General features: G+C 72.7%; 17 protein-coding genes. 8 read left to right on the forward strand and 9 right to left on the reverse strand.

Going from position 1 to position 16,174, the window contains the following annotated elements:
* Nucleotides 1-83: 83 nt before the first annotated feature.
* From Drose_RS28450 to Drose_RS28465, 4 genes are all read left to right on the forward strand, one after another.
* Nucleotides 84-1,871 (forward strand): bifunctional metallophosphatase/5'-nucleotidase, encoded by a 1,788-nt coding sequence (locus Drose_RS28450; protein WP_260724369.1) that lies wholly within the window; start codon nucleotides 84-86, stop codon nucleotides 1,869-1,871.
* Between the two features lie 143 nt (nucleotides 1,872-2,014).
* Nucleotides 2,015-3,151 (forward strand): carboxylate-amine ligase, encoded by a 1,137-nt coding sequence (locus tag Drose_RS28455; protein ID WP_260724370.1) that lies wholly within the window; start codon nucleotides 2,015-2,017, stop codon nucleotides 3,149-3,151.
* 3 nt (nucleotides 3,152-3,154) lie between these two features.
* Nucleotides 3,155-3,334: a hypothetical protein gene (locus Drose_RS28460; RefSeq protein ID WP_260724371.1), complete on the forward strand. Its 180-nt coding sequence runs from the start codon at nucleotides 3,155-3,157 to the stop codon at nucleotides 3,332-3,334.
* An 18-nt stretch (nucleotides 3,335-3,352) separates the two neighbouring features.
* Nucleotides 3,353-4,273 carry a TAXI family TRAP transporter solute-binding subunit gene (locus Drose_RS28465; RefSeq protein WP_260724372.1) on the forward strand — a complete coding sequence of 307 codons (921 nt, stop codon included), beginning with the start codon at nucleotides 3,353-3,355 and terminating at the stop codon, nucleotides 4,271-4,273.
* 2 nt (nucleotides 4,274-4,275) lie between these two features.
* Here the strand turns inward: Drose_RS28465 and Drose_RS28470 are convergent, their stop codons facing one another.
* A complete protein-coding gene (locus Drose_RS28470) occupies nucleotides 4,276-5,655 on the reverse strand; it encodes a sensor histidine kinase (RefSeq protein WP_260724373.1) in 1,380 nt (459 codons plus the stop codon).
* Complete coding sequence (locus Drose_RS28475) at nucleotides 5,652-6,317, reverse strand: response regulator transcription factor (protein WP_260724374.1); 666 nt, start codon at nucleotides 6,315-6,317, stop codon at nucleotides 5,652-5,654. The genes Drose_RS28470 and Drose_RS28475 overlap by 4 nt, the downstream gene beginning before the upstream one ends.
* Nucleotides 6,318-6,740: 423 nt before the next feature.
* Here Drose_RS28475 and Drose_RS28480 point away from each other — a divergent pair, with 423 nt between their 5' ends.
* Nucleotides 6,741-7,337, forward strand: coding sequence for a hypothetical protein (locus Drose_RS28480; RefSeq protein ID WP_260724375.1), 597 nt, complete (start codon nucleotides 6,741-6,743; stop codon nucleotides 7,335-7,337).
* 18 nt (nucleotides 7,338-7,355) lie between these two features.
* Here Drose_RS28480 and Drose_RS28485 read toward each other — a convergent pair whose 3' ends face one another.
* Entirely contained in the window at nucleotides 7,356-7,979 is a 624-nt protein-coding gene (locus Drose_RS28485) for a TetR/AcrR family transcriptional regulator (RefSeq protein ID WP_260724376.1), read from the reverse strand.
* A gap of 76 nt (nucleotides 7,980-8,055) precedes the next feature.
* Between Drose_RS28485 and Drose_RS28490 the strand changes: the two genes are divergently transcribed.
* The gene (locus tag Drose_RS28490; protein WP_260724377.1) at nucleotides 8,056-9,399 is read left to right on the forward strand and encodes an aldehyde dehydrogenase family protein; all 1,344 of its coding nucleotides are present in this window, start codon (nucleotides 8,056-8,058) and stop codon (nucleotides 9,397-9,399) included.
* Entirely contained in the window at nucleotides 9,396-10,475 is a 1,080-nt protein-coding gene (locus Drose_RS28495; protein ID WP_260724378.1) for a Zn-dependent alcohol dehydrogenase, read from the forward strand. Before Drose_RS28490 ends, Drose_RS28495 begins: the two co-directional genes overlap by 4 nt.
* A gap of 95 nt (nucleotides 10,476-10,570) precedes the next feature.
* Here the strand turns inward: Drose_RS28495 and Drose_RS28500 are convergent, their stop codons facing one another.
* From Drose_RS28500 to Drose_RS28525, 6 genes are all read right to left on the reverse strand, one after another.
* The gene (locus tag Drose_RS28500; protein ID WP_260724379.1) at nucleotides 10,571-11,197 is read right to left on the reverse strand and encodes a hypothetical protein; all 627 of its coding nucleotides are present in this window, start codon (nucleotides 11,195-11,197) and stop codon (nucleotides 10,571-10,573) included.
* Between the two features lie 21 nt (nucleotides 11,198-11,218).
* Nucleotides 11,219-11,824 carry a hypothetical protein gene (locus Drose_RS28505; protein WP_260724380.1) on the reverse strand — a complete coding sequence of 202 codons (606 nt, stop codon included), beginning with the start codon at nucleotides 11,822-11,824 and terminating at the stop codon, nucleotides 11,219-11,221.
* 67 nt (nucleotides 11,825-11,891) lie between these two features.
* Entirely contained in the window at nucleotides 11,892-12,530 is a 639-nt protein-coding gene (locus Drose_RS28510) for a hypothetical protein (RefSeq protein ID WP_260724381.1), read from the reverse strand.
* A gap of 27 nt (nucleotides 12,531-12,557) precedes the next feature.
* Entirely contained in the window at nucleotides 12,558-13,046 is a 489-nt protein-coding gene (locus tag Drose_RS28515) for a hypothetical protein (RefSeq protein WP_260724382.1), read from the reverse strand.
* A 549-nt stretch (nucleotides 13,047-13,595) separates the two neighbouring features.
* Nucleotides 13,596-14,261 carry a response regulator gene (locus tag Drose_RS28520; RefSeq protein ID WP_260724383.1) on the reverse strand — a complete coding sequence of 222 codons (666 nt, stop codon included), beginning with the start codon at nucleotides 14,259-14,261 and terminating at the stop codon, nucleotides 13,596-13,598.
* Nucleotides 14,262-14,450: 189 nt separating this feature from the next.
* On the reverse strand, nucleotides 14,451-15,563 hold the full coding sequence (locus Drose_RS28525) for a damage-control phosphatase ARMT1 family protein (protein ID WP_260724384.1): 1,113 nt from the start codon (nucleotides 15,561-15,563) through the stop codon (nucleotides 14,451-14,453).
* A 278-nt stretch (nucleotides 15,564-15,841) separates the two neighbouring features.
* Here Drose_RS28525 and Drose_RS28530 point away from each other — a divergent pair, with 278 nt between their 5' ends.
* Nucleotides 15,842-16,156 carry a YkvA family protein gene (locus tag Drose_RS28530; RefSeq protein ID WP_260724385.1) on the forward strand — a complete coding sequence of 105 codons (315 nt, stop codon included), beginning with the start codon at nucleotides 15,842-15,844 and terminating at the stop codon, nucleotides 16,154-16,156.
* Nucleotides 16,157-16,174: the final 18 nt, after the last annotated feature.

Genomic DNA, 16,174 nt, shown 5'->3' on the forward strand with positions numbered 1-16,174 from the left:
GGCCGATCGCTCCCGCATCGACGGCCCGTTATGGTGCGTGGCGGCGCCCCACGAGACGCCCCGACCTTCACGGAAGGCACACCATGACCAACCCCTCCGGCACCACCCGGCGACGGGTTCTCACCGTCGCCGCGGCAGCGGCCGCAGCACCGCTCGTGGCCCCGGCCGCGGCGTCGGCCGCCGAGACACACCGCCCCGGGACGCCGAAGACGTGGGACCTGACGCTGCTCGGCACGTCCGACACCCACGGCAACGTCTACAACTGGGACTATTACAAGGACACCGAGTACGACGACAGCGCCCACAACGACGTCGGCCTCGCCAAGGTCGCGACGCTGGTCAACCGGATCCGCGCGGATCGGTGCGGCAAGGCCACGCTGGTCCTCGACGCGGGCGACACGATCCAGGGCACGCCGCTGGCGACGTACTACGCCAAGCAGGAGCCGATCACCACCACGGGCGAGAAGCACCCGATGGCGCGGGCGATGAACGTCATCGAGTACGACGCGGTGACGCTCGGCAACCACGAGTTCAACTACGGGCTGCCGCTGCTCGGTCTCTGGATCCGCCAGCTCGGCTTCCCGGCCCTCGCGGCCAACGCCGTCAACGTCAAGACCGGGCGGCCGGCCTTCGCGCCGTACGTCATCAAGAAGGTCGACCTCGGCAACGGCGCCCCGACGCTCCGGGTCGGCATCCTCGGCCTCACCAACCCCGGCGTGGCCATCTGGGACAAGGCCAACGTCGAGGGCAAGCTGCGCTTCGACGACATGGTCGGGACAGCGGCGAAGTACGTGCCGGAGATGCGCCGCCGGGGCGCCGACATCGTGCTGATCTCCGCGCACGGCGGCGACAACGGCAAGTCCAGCTACGGCCCGGAACTGCCGAACGAGAACCCGTCGGCGCTGATCGCCGAAAAGGTGCCCGGCATCGACGCGATCCTCTTCGGCCACGCGCACAACGACGTGCCGCAGCGCTTCGTGACCAACACCGAGACCGGCGCGCAGGTGCTGCTGTCGGAGCCGTCGAAGTGGGGCCAGCGGCTGACCCGCATGGACTTCACGCTGTCCCGCGACCGGGGCCGCTGGACGATCACGGCGAAGCAGGCCACCACGCTGAACACCAACACGGTCGAGGCCGACCCGCAGGTGGTGGCGGCGGTACGGGCGCAGCACAACAAGACGGTGGCGTACGTCAACCAGGTGGTCGCCACGTCGACGGAGACGCTGTCGGCGGCCGAGTCGCGGTACAAGGACACGCCGATCCTGGACTACATCAACAAGGTCCAGACCGACACCGTGGCCGCGGCCGTCGGCACGGCGCTGCCGATCCTCTCGATCGCCGCGCCGTTCTCCCGCACCGCGGTGTTCCCGGCCGGCCAGGTCAAGATCAAGGACGTCGCCGGGCTGTACATCTACGACAACACCCTGGAAGCGGTGGTGCTCACCGGCGCCGAGGTGCGCGCATACCTGGAGTACTCGGCGAAGTACTTCGTGACGCTCGCCCCGGACGCCCCGGTCGACCCGGCGAAGATCAACGACTCGTCCGTGCCGGACTACAACTACGACACCATCTCGGGCGTCGAGTACGACATCGACATCAGCCGCCCGATCGGCCAGCGCATCACGCGCCTGGTCCACCCCGGCACCGGCACCCCGGTGTCCGACACCGAGCAGTTCGTGGTCGCGGTGAACAACTACCGCCGCTCGGGCGGCGGCAACTTCCCCGGCATCGTGAAGCCCCAGGTCTACAACGCCCAGCAGGAGATCCGGCAGCTCCTGATCGACTGGGCCCAGGCCAAGGGCCAGATCAACCCGGCCGACTTCTACGTCCCCAACTGGAAGCTCGTCCGCGAGACCGTCCCCGTCTTCTGACCCCGCCCCTTCACGCGTTGATCTTGCAGTTGTGGTTGCGACAAACCCGGACACTTCGGGAGTGTCGAGGCACCACAACTGCAAGATCAACGCGATGGGGGCTTGACGGGCGGGATGATCAGCCGCGACATAGGGTGAACGTCATGCAAGAGAGGACATCGGGGCGCACGGGTGCCCGCGGCAACGCGGCCGTCGGCGCACAGCCGATGGAGAGCGTCGGCGACACGATCGGCGTGGAGGAGGAGTTCCACGTCGTCAACGCCGAGAGCGGCGAGCTCGAAGCCGCCGCGCGGCGGGTGCTGCGCGGCGCCGACGCCGAGCCGGAGCTGCACCGGTCGATGGTCGAGACCGCGACCGCCGTGCAGACCGACCTGTCGGCGCTGCGGGCCGACATCGTCGAGAAGCGCCGTTCCCTGACCGAGGCGTGCGACCGGCTGGGGCTGGCGCCCGTCGCGGCGGGGACCGTGCCGGGCTCGGGCAGCGGGCCGAGCCGCGTCTACCCGGACGAGCGCTACGAGCGGATGGCGCAGGAGTATCGGCAGCTCGTCGACGAGCAGCAGGTCGCCGCGTGCCAGGTCCAGGTCGGCGTGCCCGACCGGGACCAGGCGGTGCGCCTCACGCGGCGGATCCGGGAATGGCTGCCGGTGCTGCTGGCGCTGAGCGTCAGTTCGCCGTACTTCGCCGGCCAGGACACCGGCTACGCCTCGTACCGCACGGTCGTCACCAGTCGCTGGCCGACCGTCGGCCCGCCGCCCGACCTGGCGTCGGCCGCCGAATACGAGAAGGTCGTCGAAACGCTGGTCGAGAGCGGCGTGATCAGCGATGCCGGCATGGTGTACTTCGACGCTCGGCCGTCGGCCCGCTACCCCACCGTCGAGGTCCGCGTCGCCGACTCGTGCCCGCGGATCGACGACGTGGTGCTGCTCGCCGCCCTGTCCCGGGCGCTGGTCACGGTGGCGGCCGAGGAGGACGACGCCGGACGTCCGCTGCCCGAGGCACCGCAGGTGCTGCTGCGCGCGGCGACCTGGCGGGCGGCTCGCTCCGGCCTGAGCGGCCACCTCGTCGACCCGTCGACCCGCACCGCCGTGCCCGCCGGGGTGCGTATCGACGCGTTCCTCAACCACGTGCGGCCGGCCCTGGAGGCCCGCGGCGAGTGGGAGACGGCCGTCGACCTGCTCGCCGACCTGCGTGGTCGTGGCACGTCGGCGACCCGGCAGCGCCGGGCGCCGTCCCACCGGGAGGCCGTCCTGGCGCTCGTGGCGGAAACCCGGCAACCTTAGGCCATGGCGACGCCCAAGGGCCTTCTGGTCGACTACGGCGGTGTGCTCACCACCGACGTGTTCGTGTCGTTCGACGCCTTCCGCGCGCGGGAGGGGCTGAAGCCGGCCCGGGCGCTGGGCATGACCACGCTCCACCGTCAGGACACCCGGACCACGATCGGCACGCTGCGAACGCGGCTGTAGCGAAGCGGAGGTGGCGGCGTGAAGAGACGGACGCTGCTTGTCGGCGCGCTGTCGACAGCCCTGCTCAGTGCGTGTGAGCCGGACGGGGCTGAGGCCTCCGGGACGTTGCGGATCGCGACCGGCAGCTCCGGCGCGGTCTACTACAAGTACGGCACGGCGATCGCGAACCTCACCACGACGTACCTGCCGGAGGTCCACGCCTCCGTCCTGCAGACCGCCGCGTCCGAGGAGAACGTCCACTTCGTCATCACCGGCCAGGCCGAGCTCGGCTTCACGCAGTCCGACGTCGCCGGCGCCGGCGACAAGACCAGCCCCGGCCAGCTCGCCGCGCTCGCCCGCGTGTACGACGACTACATCCACGTCGTCGTGGCCGCCGGCGGTCCGGTGAAGTCCGTCGCCGAGTTGCGCGACCGCCCGGTGTCCGTCGGCGCGCCCGGATCCGGCACCGCCGTCACCGCCGACCGGATCCTCGGCGTCGCCGGCGTGCCGGTGGACCGGCGGCAGCTAGGCCTGGACGACTCGGCGGCGGCGCTGAAACGGGGCCAGATCGACGCGTTCTTCTTCTCCGGCGGCCTGCCGGTGACCTCGATCGGCGACCTGGCCCGGGAGTTCCCGATCCGGCTGCTGGACCTGCAGCAGACGGTGCTGGAGATGCGCGAGGTCCACGGCCGGTACTACGCGGAGCGGGTGGTGCCGGCGTCGACGTACCCGGGGATCAGCGCCACGGTCGCCATCGGCATCGCCAACTATCTCGTCGTGCGGGTGTCGATGCCCGAGCCGCTCGCGTTCGGCCTGACCCGGCTACTGTTCGAGGGGCGTGACGAGCTGGCGAAGGCGCACCAGGCGGCGGCCCGGCTCAACGTCCGCTCCGCGATCAGCACCCCGCCGCTGGTCCTGCATCCGGGCGCCGTCCGCTACTACCGCGACCAGAAGGCCTGAGCCTAGGGCGGGCCGGGGAACCAGAGTCGTGCGTGCAGGCCGGTCGGGTCGTTCGGCAACAGGTCGAGCCGGCCGCCCGACGCGTCGACGAGGACGGCGACGATCGGCAGGCCGAGGCCGCTGCCGTCGACGTTCTGCGCGTCGGGTGCCCGCCAGAACCGTACCGTCGCCAGCTCCCGCTGCTGCTCGGTCAGGCCGGGCCCGTTGTCCATGACGTGCACGGCCACGCCGCCGCCGTCGGCGGTGGGGCGGACGGTGACGGTCGCACCCGGCCCGGAGAACTTGACGGCGTTGTCGATGAGGGCGTCGAGGGCCTGGTCGAGCGCCGTCGTCACGGCACGCACGCGCAGCGGGCGCGGCGGCCGGACGTACCGCAGGGTGATCTGTCGTTTCGTGGCGACGGGCTGCCAGGCGACGACACGGGCCCAGGCCACCTCCCCCGCGTCGATGTCCGCCAGCTCGAAGCGGCCCCGCTCGGCGCGGGCGAGCGCGAGCAGGCTGTCGAGGACCTCGCCGAGCCGCTCGGCCTCTTCGAGGGCGAGCTTGTGCCCCTCGACGGCGTCCGGGTCGGTGAGGTCGGCGCCGAGGTCCTCGACGCGCAGCCGCAGCGCGGTGAGCGGGTTGCGCAACTGGTGGCTGGCGTTGGAGACGAACGCGCGCTGACGCTCGAGGGAGTCGGCGACGGTCGCCGCCATCTCGTTGAACGCGGTGCCGAGGCGGCGCAGTTCCGGCGGGCCGTCGGCGGCCGGCACCCGGGCGGCGTAGTCGCCGGCGCCCAGCTCGTGCGCGGCGGCGTCGAGCTCGGCGACGGGCCGCAGGGTCCAGCGGGCCAGCGAATAGGCGGCGACGATCCCGGCGAACAGCACGACCAGCCCGCCGCCGGCGAGCACGCTCCAGGCGGTCCCGACGGCGTTGGCCCGGTGCCGGGTCGGCGAGATCGTCACGACCGCGCCGATGACCTCGCCGCCGCGGCCGACCGGCGCGGCGACCACGAACGGCTCCGTCCGCCACGGCCAGACGGTGCCGTCGTCGCTGCCCTCCCGCCCCTCCAGGGCGCGGTGGACCTGCCGCTGCACGTCGGCACCGGCGAGGAGCTTCAGGTCGGCCCGGGAGCTGACGACCTGGTGCGCGTCCTGGTCGACGACGACGGCGGCGATGCCGTACAGCTCGTCGTAGCGGATCAGCTCGTCGGTCATCTCCTTGGTGTCGTTCGCGCGCAGCGCCGGTTCGGCGAGCGTGGCGAAGCGGGTGGCGTCGGCGAGCCGGTCCGCGACGAGCCGTTGGGTGTCCCGGGCGGCCAGGGTCATCGCCAGCGGTACCTCGAGTGCCGCCAGCACCAGCAGTAGCAGCACGAGATACGTCCCGACGAGCCGGACCCTCACGGTGCCAGCCGATAGCCGACGCCACGGACGGTCTGGACGAGCCCGGGCACGTCGAGCTTGGCGCGCAGCGAGCCGACGTGGACGTCGAGCGTGTGCCGCCCGACAAAGCTCGTCTGCCAGACGGCGAGGATCAGCCGGTCGTACGAGACGACGACGTTGGGCGTGCGGGCCAGCACGGCGAGGATCTCGAACTCCTTGCGGGTCAGGGCGGCCTCGCGGCCGTTGATCCGCACCCGGCGGGCCGCCACGTCGATGCTGACCGGACCGGCGGCGAGCACCTCGGCCGGCGCGGGCGCGGCCCGGGCGGCGCGGCGCAGGACCGCCTCGATCCGAGCGTTGAGCTCGGCCATCGAGTAGGGCTTGACGACGTAGTCGTCGGCGCCGGTCTGCAGGCCGGCGACCCGGTCGCGCTCCTCGGCGCGGGCGGTGACGGCGATGATGGCGACGCTCTCGTCCTTGCGGCGCAGGGTGCGGCACACGTCGATGCCGTCGCCGTCGGGCAGGTTGAGGTCGAGCAGCACCAGGTCGAACGGTTCCGCGGCGAAGGTGTCGAGCGCACCCGCCGCGGTCATGCAGTGCACGATCTCGTGGCCGCGCCGGCGCAGAGCGGTGGCCAGAGCGGCCGCCACCCGCGCGTCGTCTTCCACCAGCAGCACTCGCATCGTGCCGCTCATGGTAGAGGTCGCCGGCCTCCGGCCGCGTTGATCATGCACGTGTTGTGTCACTATGGTCGCCGTTTGGACGGTTTACCCGCATCACAATTGCGTCTCCGACGAGGCGCCCGGCGCCTTGCGGTTGAGCTTGCCGGCCGCCGCCGGCGGGATCCGGTCCACCGGACGGATGGCCCGCGGGCACCTGGGTGGGGCGGGCGGGCACCTGGGTGGGGCGGGCGCACGAACCCGCCGGCCGCCGTCGCCACGGCGGTGAAGGCGTCCTCGGCTGCGGTGGCGCCGTCCCGTAGCGTGCAGACGACCGCACGGCTGAGCTTCGCGGCCTTGCCCCGGCCCCGGGTGGTCTTTCAAGACTTCCTCAAGGAACGGTGGCGGCGGTTCCGTCCCCGGCCCGGCAGTTGCCACGGTGTCAGGGTGGACATCGTGTCAACCGGCGACCGCTATCGAGCCTCGACCGTCGCCGCGTTCGAGGCAGCCGTGCTGGTGCGATGTACCGGGGTGTGCGGTGGAGGCCGTGCCCGGGCGCTGGGGGGCGCCCGGGCACGGTCCGCAAACCCTTTGTCGGGGGTGCTCGCCGAGTTCAACCGGGCCGCCGCCGCGGACCGGCTGGTCGAGCTGCTCCGAGCGGCTGGCCGCTCGGCGAGCGTGCACCGTTTCACGGCGGGCAACCGCCACCGGTACGAGATCTCCCGCGTCTTCACCGACCCCGCCACCGCCGGCTTCCTGGATCGCGCCTGGCAGGGTGGTTACACCGAGTTGTGCGGCACGCCGGGCGCCCCACGCTCGACCCGCCAGGTGCGGCACGCCCGGCTGCTGGCCGAGGCCGCCTGGCGCGGCGTCCTGCTGGTGTCGGGCCCGGCCCGCAACAGCTCCCCCGGCCTGCGCGTGGCAGATCTGGACACGGCGACGGTGCTGATCCGCGCCGGCCGGATGATGCGCATGCCGGTCCGCATGAGCACCCGCCCCGGCGGTCAGCTCCTGCTGGTCATGCCGGCCGAGGCGGCGGCCTGACCGAGCTCACGACGGCGCTCAGAGGGCGGCGAACCTGCGCTCCAGGCCGTCGACCAACGCTTCCAGGCCCAGCTCGAACGCGCTGTCGTCCACCTGGGCGTGGCGTTCCGCGAGGCGGTGGGCGTCGCGCAGGTGCGGGTAGTCGGTGGCGTAGAGCGACGGGTCGTCGACGAACCCCAGCGCGAACGATCCCAGCGCCGAACCCGCCACAAAATATCGCATCGTCGCGCCGATCCCGGTCGCCAGCACGGGGGGCCAGCCGGCGGCGACCAGGGCGCCGTACACCGCGTCGGCCAGGCGGAGCGACGCCGGGCGGCGGGCCGGGCCACGCGCCAGGAACGGCACCACGTTCGGGTGGGCGCGGAACGCCGCGCGGTACGCCCTGGCCCACGACTTCAGCGCGGCCGGCCACGGGTCGCGGCCGAGCATCGACAGGTCGACACCGGCCACGATCGCGTCGCCGATCGCGTCGACGATCTCCTCCTTCGTCGAGAAGTGGTTGTACAGCGACGGTGCCCGTACGCCGAGGTCGCTGGCCAGCCGCCGGGTGGAGAGCGCGTCGAGCCCCTCGGCGTCGACGATGGCCGTGGCGGCCTCGACGATCCGATCACGGGTGAGCAGCGGCGTTCTGGGACGGACCATGGCTACGATCTTAGGAACTCACGTACTGCCTGCGCCCGATCGCCGGGTTCCAGCGCATTCGGGGTAAGGGGTCACCGTGATCGACGTCTACAACCCTGCGACCGAATCCGTCATCGCCTCCGTGCCGGTCACGACCTCGGTGACGCCCGCGGTGGAAGCGGCGCGCGCGGCGCAGCCGGCCTGGGCGGAGCTGTCCCGCGCCGAGCGGGCCACACACCTCGCCCGGCTGCGGGACCTGCTGACGGAGCACGCGGACGAACTGGCCGGCATCATCACCGCCGAGATGGGCGCGCCGCTCGGCGTGGCACGGAAGGTCCAGGTCGGGCTGCCGATCACGGTGCTGTCGTCGACGGTCGCCCAGCTCGAGGCGCCGGAACAGGACGTACGACTCGGAAATTCGCGCATCGTGCGGGATCCGGTCGGCGTCGTCGGGGCCATCACCCCGTGGAACTACCCGCTGCACCAGACGGTCGCCAAGCTCGCGCCCGCCCTCGCCGCCGGCAACACCGTCGTGCACAAGCCGAGCGAGATCGCCCCGCTGTCGGCGCTGCGCCTCCACGAGCTGGTCCGCGAGGCCGGCCTCCCCGACGGCGTCTACACCCTCGTCACCGGCTACGGCGACCCGACCGGCGCCGAGCTCGCCGGCCACCCCGGCATCGACCTGATCTCCTTCACCGGGTCCACGACCGCGGGCCGCAAGGTCGCCGCGCTGGCCGCCGCCAACGTGACCCGGGTCGCGCTGGAGCTCGGCGGCAAGTCCGCCAACGTGATCCTGCCCGACGCCGACCACACCGCCGCGGTCAAGGTGGGCGTCGCCAACTGCTTCCTCAACTCCGGCCAGACGTGCACGGCGTGGACCCGGATGCTGGTCCACGAGTCGCGCCACGACGAGGCCGTCGAGCTGGCCGTGGCCGCCGCCGCGAAGTACACGGTCGGCGACCCCACCGACCCTTCGACCCGTCTCGGCCCGCTCGCCTCGGCCGCGCAACGCGACCGGGTGCTGTCCTACGTGGAGCGCGGCGTCGCCGACGGCGCGAAGATGGTCCACGGCGGCGGTGCCGTGCCGGAGGTCGGCTACTACGTCGCGCCGGTCGTCTTCGCCGACGTCGACCCGGACGCGGTCATCGCGCAGGAGGAGATCTTCGGTCCGGTGCTGTCGATCATCCGGTACCGCGACGAGGACGACGCCGTGCGGATCGCCAACGGCACCAGGTATGGTCTCGCGGGCAGTGTCTGGTCGGCGTCGCAGGACCACGCGGTCGCCGTCGCCCGGCGGCTGCGCACCGGTCAGGTCGACGTCAACGGCGGCGCGTTCAACCCGCTCGCCCCGTTCGGCGGGGTCGGCCACTCCGGCTACGGCCGGGAGCTCGGCACCTTCGGCTACGAGGAGTTCACGACCGTGAAGGCGATCCAGCTATGACACGCGCGGCGGTGCTGCGGGCGCTCGACGGCCCGCTCGCCGTGGAGGAGCTGATCCTCAACCCGCTCGGCCCCACGCAGGTGCGGGTCCGGCTGGCCGCGGCGGGCGTCTGCCACTCCGACCTCTCGCTCGCCGACGGCACCCTCCGCCAGCAGTTCCCGGCCGTGCTGGGCCACGAGGGCGCCGGCACCGTCGTCGAGGTCGGCGCGGACGTCACGACGGTCGCCGTCGGCGACCACGTGGTGCTGAACTGGTCCCCGCCGTGCCGGTCGTGCTGGTTCTGCGAGGCCGGCGAGCCGTACCTTTGCGTGCGGGCGGACGACGCACGGGCCGTGCCGTTCGCGCGCGACTCGTCCGGCGCGGACGTCTTCGCGGGCCTCGGCACCGGCGCGTTCGCCACGGAGACGGTGGTCGGCGCCCACGCCTGCATCCCGGTCCCGGCCGACCTCCCGCTCGAGGAGGCCGCGCTGCTCGGCTGCGCGGTGCTCACCGGCGTCGGCGCGGTCACCAACGCGGCGCGGGTCCGCCCGGGCCAGTCGGTGGTGGTCATCGGCCTCGGCGGTGTCGGCCTCGCCGCGCTGCAGGGCGCGCGGATCGCGGGGGCCGGCACGATCGTCGCGGTGGATCCGGCACCGGCGAAGGAGGATCTCGCCCGCCGTATGGGCGCGACGCACTTCCTGCCGCCGTCGGAGAAGCTGGCGAAGGAGATCCGCGCCTTGACCGGCGGCCGCGGCGCCGACCACGCCATCGAGTGCGTGGGCCGCGCGGAGACGATCCGGGCGGCGTGGTCGGCGACGCGGCGCGGCGGCACGGCCACGGTGGTCGGGCTGGGCTCATCGAAGGACCAGCTCAGCTTGAGCGCGCTCGAGGTGGCGTACTTCGCGCGGACGCTGGTCGGCTGCATGTACGGCAGCACCGACCCGGCCGTGGACGTGCCGATCCTGCTGGACCACTACCGGGCGGGCCGGCTCGACCTGTCGGCGCTGGTCACCGATCACGTGGGCCTGGGCGACCTCGACGAGGCGTTCGTCCGCGTGCGCGAGGGCCGGGGCGCTCGCACCTTGGTCCGCTTCTGACCCCCGGTTCGCGGCCCGGCGTCTCGGCGGTGCCGCCGGTGCCTGTCGCGGCGCTGAGGCCCGGCCGCAGCCCGGCCCCAGCGCCGCGAGAGGCGCTACATCCCGAGTAGCCGATCGAGGAAGTCGCGGTACTGCCGGACCGCCGCCCGCAGCCGCTCGGTGTCGTCGCCGTCCTGCCGCTGCCATTCGGCGAGCCGCCGGCACTGGGACTCGAGCGCGGCCGTGACCGACCCGACCGCCTCGGCGACGAGCGCGTCGGCCTCGCCCGCCACGGACCGAGGATCGTCGATGAAGCGTAGCTGGAGCTCGCGCCAGCGCTCGCGGAGCCCGTCCACGGCACCGTCCGCCCACAGCGCCCCGATCGGCGGAACCTCGACCGCGCCCGGCAGCAGTTCCTCGGGCTCACCGTCGACCGGCTGGGCGGCCGCGCCCGCCGGGTCGCTCACCGCGAGCGTCTCGTCGTAGCCGTCCGCCGCGGTGTCGTCCGCACCGGTGTCGTCCGCCGCGGTGTCGTCCGCCGCGGTGTCGTCCGGGTGCCCGGCCTCCCACCGCCGGTCCGCGGTCTCCTCGGCCCGCGCCGTCCCGGCCCCGTCCGGGTACCGCTCGTCACCGCGCTCGCCCGAGCCGGGCTGCCCGGTGGAAACCCGCGCGGTGCCGACCGCGACGTCGTCGTGGTCTGCCGTGCGCGGCTCGGGAACGTCCGTCCGCTGTTCCTGCTGCATCGGTAGCGTCCTTTCCCGGCCCTACGACCGGCTGGTGGTGTCGTGGGGCACCGCTTCGGACGCCCGCTGCGCGGGAACGCCGGGATCGCCGGGGGTGGCGTCGGCGCCGAGCAGGTCGGAGAAGAGCGCGCGGTAGTGCACGACCGCCTGGCGCAACTGCTCCGTGGTGGCCTCACCCCGGTCGCTGAGCAGGCTGATCTCGTGCGCGTCGCGGTAGTGGCCGAGGGTCCGGGCGTGCTCCACCGACAGGTCGGCGACCTGCTCCTCGTAGTCGCCGGCGGGGTACCCGCGCTCGGCGATCAGCTCGGTGACGAGGGTGTCGGCGGCCCGGACGGCACCGGCCGGGTCGTCCAGGAAACGGGCCTGGATCTCCTCCCACGCCGTCGCGTACCGGGTGCGCGCCTCGGGCTCGAGCTCGCGCAGTTCGAGGGCGGCGTGCCGCCGCTCGCGCTCACGCAGTTCGCGTTCGGCGGCGAGGCGGCTCTCCCGTTCGGCGACGGCCCGGTCGTACTCGGGGCCGAACCGGTGCTGCAGAGCGCGCCGCCGGGTGACGAACCAGATGCCGTAGCCGATCGCGGCGATCACCACGAGCACGATGATCGTGAGCAGAACTTGGGTGGCTGTCATGGCGGTCCTCCTTCACAGGAGGTATGCCCGCCAGATACGAGCCCTCAAACGGCGGTATCGACGATGATCACGGCCCGACGAGATGGTTCAAGAAGTCGCGGTACCCGTGGACGGCCGCCCGGAGCTGCTCGGTGTCGTCGCGGCCGGAGGCGCGCCAACTGCTGAGCTGGTCCTTCCGGGCGTTCAGCGAGGCGGTCACCCCGGCGAGCGCGTCGTCGATGAGGCGCTCGGCCTCACCGGCGGCGGTCTGCGGGTCGTCGACGAACCGCATCTGCAGCTCCTGCCAGCGGGCCCGCACCTCGTACGCGTGCGCCTCGCTGGTGAGCGGCGCGGTCGTGGAGTACCCCGGCCCGGGTGGCGGCGGCGGTGGCGCGCCGTATCCGGGCTGCGGCTGGGGTGCCGGCGTGCCGTACCCGGTGCCGTACGCGGGCACCGCGGACATCTGCGCACCGGGCATCATCCCGGGGACGGTGGGCATCGTGCCAGGCATCGCCGGCTGGGCTATCCCTGCGGGCGCCGCGGTGGGCGGGACTCCGGGGGCCGCCTGGATCCCGGCCGTGGCGGTCTGCGCCGGAGGCCGCGGAGCCGGGGGTGCCGAGCCGGACTCCACCTCCTCGTCCTCCTCCTTGTTACCCCGCAGCAGGATCCAGCCACCTACCGCCAGGGCGATGACCACCAGCCCGATCGTGATCGTCGTTGAGTTCATGTGCTCGTCTCCTTCCCCACCCCGGCCTCACAGGCCGAGGATGCGGTCGAGGAACTCGCGGTAGTCGCGCAGCGAGGCGCGCAGGTTCTCGGTGTCCAGGCCGCGGGCGGCCCGTTGCTGGTGCAAATGGGTGCGGCGGGCGTCCAGCGAGGCGGACAGCGCGGTGACCGCTTCCTGCACGAGCCGCTCCGCCTCGCCCGCGACGAGGTGCGGATCGTCGAGGAAGCGCATCTGCAGTTCCTGCCAGCGGCCGCGGATGCGCTGCCGGTCGGCGTCGTTCCACAGCGCCGCCAGTGCCGCTGTGGTCGTGCCGCCGTTGTTCGACCGGTACGTGGACGGGCTACCCGGGGCCGCGCCGCTCGCCGCACCGGACACCGCCCCGGCCGGGGGAGGCGGAGGTTCGGCCGAGGTGGCACCGAACGCGGACGGGTCCGCGGAGCCGCTGAACGACGGGACGCCGCTGGCCGGAGCTTCGTCGTCAGCCTGGGGCGCCATCTCGTCGCCTTCAGGTCGCATGCGCGCGTTCCTTTCTCCCACTGGCGAAGCCCGGCCCGGGCACCGGTGCAGCACGGGCCTACCCGGTCTGAGGCGTGCCACACTCGACACGGCCTCCGGGCCTCGGGGACGGGTGCCCCGCACCCGGTGCACCACGTGGTCCACAGTGGACATGACGGTCCCGGTGGGACGGCGGCGCAGGCGCCGGCGCAACAGCAGGCCGATCAGCAGGGCGACCCCGAAACAGGCGACCGCCAACGACATCGTGCACCCCCCTTCGGGACCAGTCTCAGCCTTACCCCGATCCGCGCGGCGAGAAGCCGGGCAGGGCCCGGTCACCCGGGTTCCCACCCGCGGGTGACAGGGGCAGAGGTCGGACGGCGTCCAGGGCCGAGCGCGGGACGTCGGTGCGGTCGGCGATCACGTCGCCGAGGTCGCCACGGACGTCGACGCCGCACGGGTCCGGCTCCGCGAGGGCGGGGCCGCTCCCCGGCCCGAGGCCGGGCTCAGGCCCGGGACCTGCGAGTCTTGCCGCGGCTTGCAAGCCGCCGCCACGACTTGCAAGCGGCGTCAAGGCTGGAAGCGGTACCCCATGCCCGGCTCGGTCAGCAGGTGCCGGGGCCGGGAGGGATCCTCTTCGAGCTTGTGCCGCAGTTGGGTCATGTACTGCCGGAGGTACTGGGTCTGCTTGGAGTACGTCGGGCCCCAGACGTCCTGCAAGAGCTGGCGCTGGCTGACCAGTTTGCCGGGATTCCGGGCAAGGATCTCCAGCAAGCGCCACTCGGTGCGGGTCAGGTGCACACCGTCGGTGATGGTGTGCGCGGTGAAGTCGATGTCGTGGCGGCCGATCCGTACCGGTTCGAGTTCGTCCGCCGGGCTCAAGCGGCGGGTGACCGCCCGGACCCGGGCGAGGAGCTCGTCGATGCTGAACGGCTTGGTCACGTAGTCGTCGGCGCCGGCGTCGAGCGCCTCGACCTTGTCCCGGGAGTCGGCCCGGCCGGACAGCACCAGGATCGGCACCGGACTCCAGGCGCGCAGCTCCCGGATCACGTCGACGCCGTCGACGTCGGGCAGCCCCAGGTCGAGGATGACCAGGTCGGGCCGGGCGTCGGCGGCCTGGCGCAGCGCCTCGGCACCGTCCGCGGCGACCACCACCTCGTACTGCCGCGCGACCAGGTTGATCCGCAGCGCGCGGACGATCTGCGGCTCGTCGTCGACGACCAGGACGGTGCTCACGCTTCCTCCGCTTCACTCCGCATCGCTCACACCAGCGTCCCATCCCGCCCCGACGTGACGGCGGACACGCTTGAAGGGCTCCGCAAGCCGACCGCAAGTGGCCGCCAAGTGCCGGTCGGCAGAGTGTGCGGCATGACGAAGACGCGTACGTTCTGGGCCGGCCCGACCTTCACCATCGCGACCTCGGGCTCATCCTCGAACCTGGACGAGAGCGAAAGCGCCGCTGGTGCGCCATGACGCGGGCAGGCTTCGCTCGGCCCCCTCGGCCAACCCGACGACCACGTCCGACTTCACTGTCCGCAACGCCGCGACCGCGCCCGGGAAGTATCCGGTGAGCTCCTCGAACGACGAGGTCACCGGCCAGTGGCGATCCCCGACCAGGCGGCGGTAGTTGAGATCACCCTTGAGGATGGTCAGCTCCGCCGCCGCGAACCGGGCGGCAAGCTCCTCCGGCAGGTCATGGAACGTCAGCGGCGCGCAGAAGAACGGATCGGCGTGCAGGGACAGTGCGCCCTCCTCCAGCGCCGCCCGCAGCCGCCGCCCGACAGCACTGCCGGCCGGGAACCGCCGCAGCTCCGCGAGGACGTCGGCGGGCAGGGCGTCGGACACGAAGTACGGCGCCGGCTTGACGTGCAGCTCGACCCGTCCCGCGCGCCCGGTGCGCAGCAGGAAGTCGACCAGCACCAGGTCGGGCAGCAGTTCACGGCCCGCGTTGTCGGCGATCAGGCAGACGGTGCCACCCCCGCGCAGCAGTTCCCACAGCCGCTTGCTGTCGTCGACGATCAGCTCGTCGACCCGGTCGGCGCCCCGCGCCACCAGGCGGAAGCCGAGATCCGCCCGATTGCCCCACAGCGCCGCGGTCACCAGCGCCCCCGCCTGCCGCTCGTCGGGCAGTGCCTGCAAGGCGTCCAGTTCGGCAAGTTCCTCCGGCCCCGGCAGGTCGGCGTCCTTCTGCGGCCCGAACGGGTCGATCCCCCGCCATGGACCCGGTGCGTAGTAGCCGACCGCGTCCAGCAGCCGCCGGTAGAAGAAGTTCTCCGCCCAGAGGAACGGCACGTCGTACCACGACCGGCCGTACATGCCCTCGCCCCACCGCGCCCACTCCGCCGCGTCGTGCGCACCGGCGGGCAGCGGCGCGATGACAGGCTCTTGCAAAAGCCTTTCCAGCCGGAGTCGTACCTCTGGTGGGTACGGGGTTCCCTCGAGCACGCGCCGGACGATCGCGGGGTGGCGGTCCCGCAGGACGGACCGGGGGAAGGATCCCGGCTCGTTGCTCAGGATCGGCGGTGGCTCGGCGGGCATGCGGGCAGTATCACCCAAGGCCGCGAAGTCGCGCCCAACCACCCCCGGTCGACTCGGACCAGGCTGACAATTCGGGCGCTGGCCTCGGAGGCGTCGCCGCCGAGGGCGCCGGTCGGCACGCGTTCCTGCGCAATCCCGCCGCCAGGCCGGGCGACCCCATGATCGACAGACACCACCCGCACGACCGTGCGTCACCATCCGTAGCGCAACACCGGGTTGGACAGACGACCGCACGACTTGACTTCGCGGCCTTGCGGTATCACCCGTAAACTCGATCCATGTCGGACGAGTCGCTCTACGCGCTCTTCGTGGTCGGCGGGTTGCTGCTGATCGGCCTGCTGGTGCTGGCGATCGTCCTCTCCGTGCGGGTCTGGAGGACCGGCAAGTATCTGCAGGCCATGGGCGCCGGCGGCAAGGTCGCGCTCTGGGGCGCGATCATCTACACGATCTTCCCGGTCGACCTGCTGCCCGACCCGATCTACCTCGACGACGTCGGCGTCCTCGGTGCCGCCCTGTTCTACCTCACCCGCCTGGCCGTCAAGACCCGCCAGCGCCGGTCCCCCCTCCCACCGGAACTCCAGCGCCGCCGCTGACCCCTCACCCCGCGCCGC

The sequence above is a fragment of the Dactylosporangium roseum genome, from assembly GCF_025264685.1.
Lineage (GTDB): Bacteria > Actinomycetota > Actinomycetes > Mycobacteriales > Micromonosporaceae > Dactylosporangium > Dactylosporangium roseum.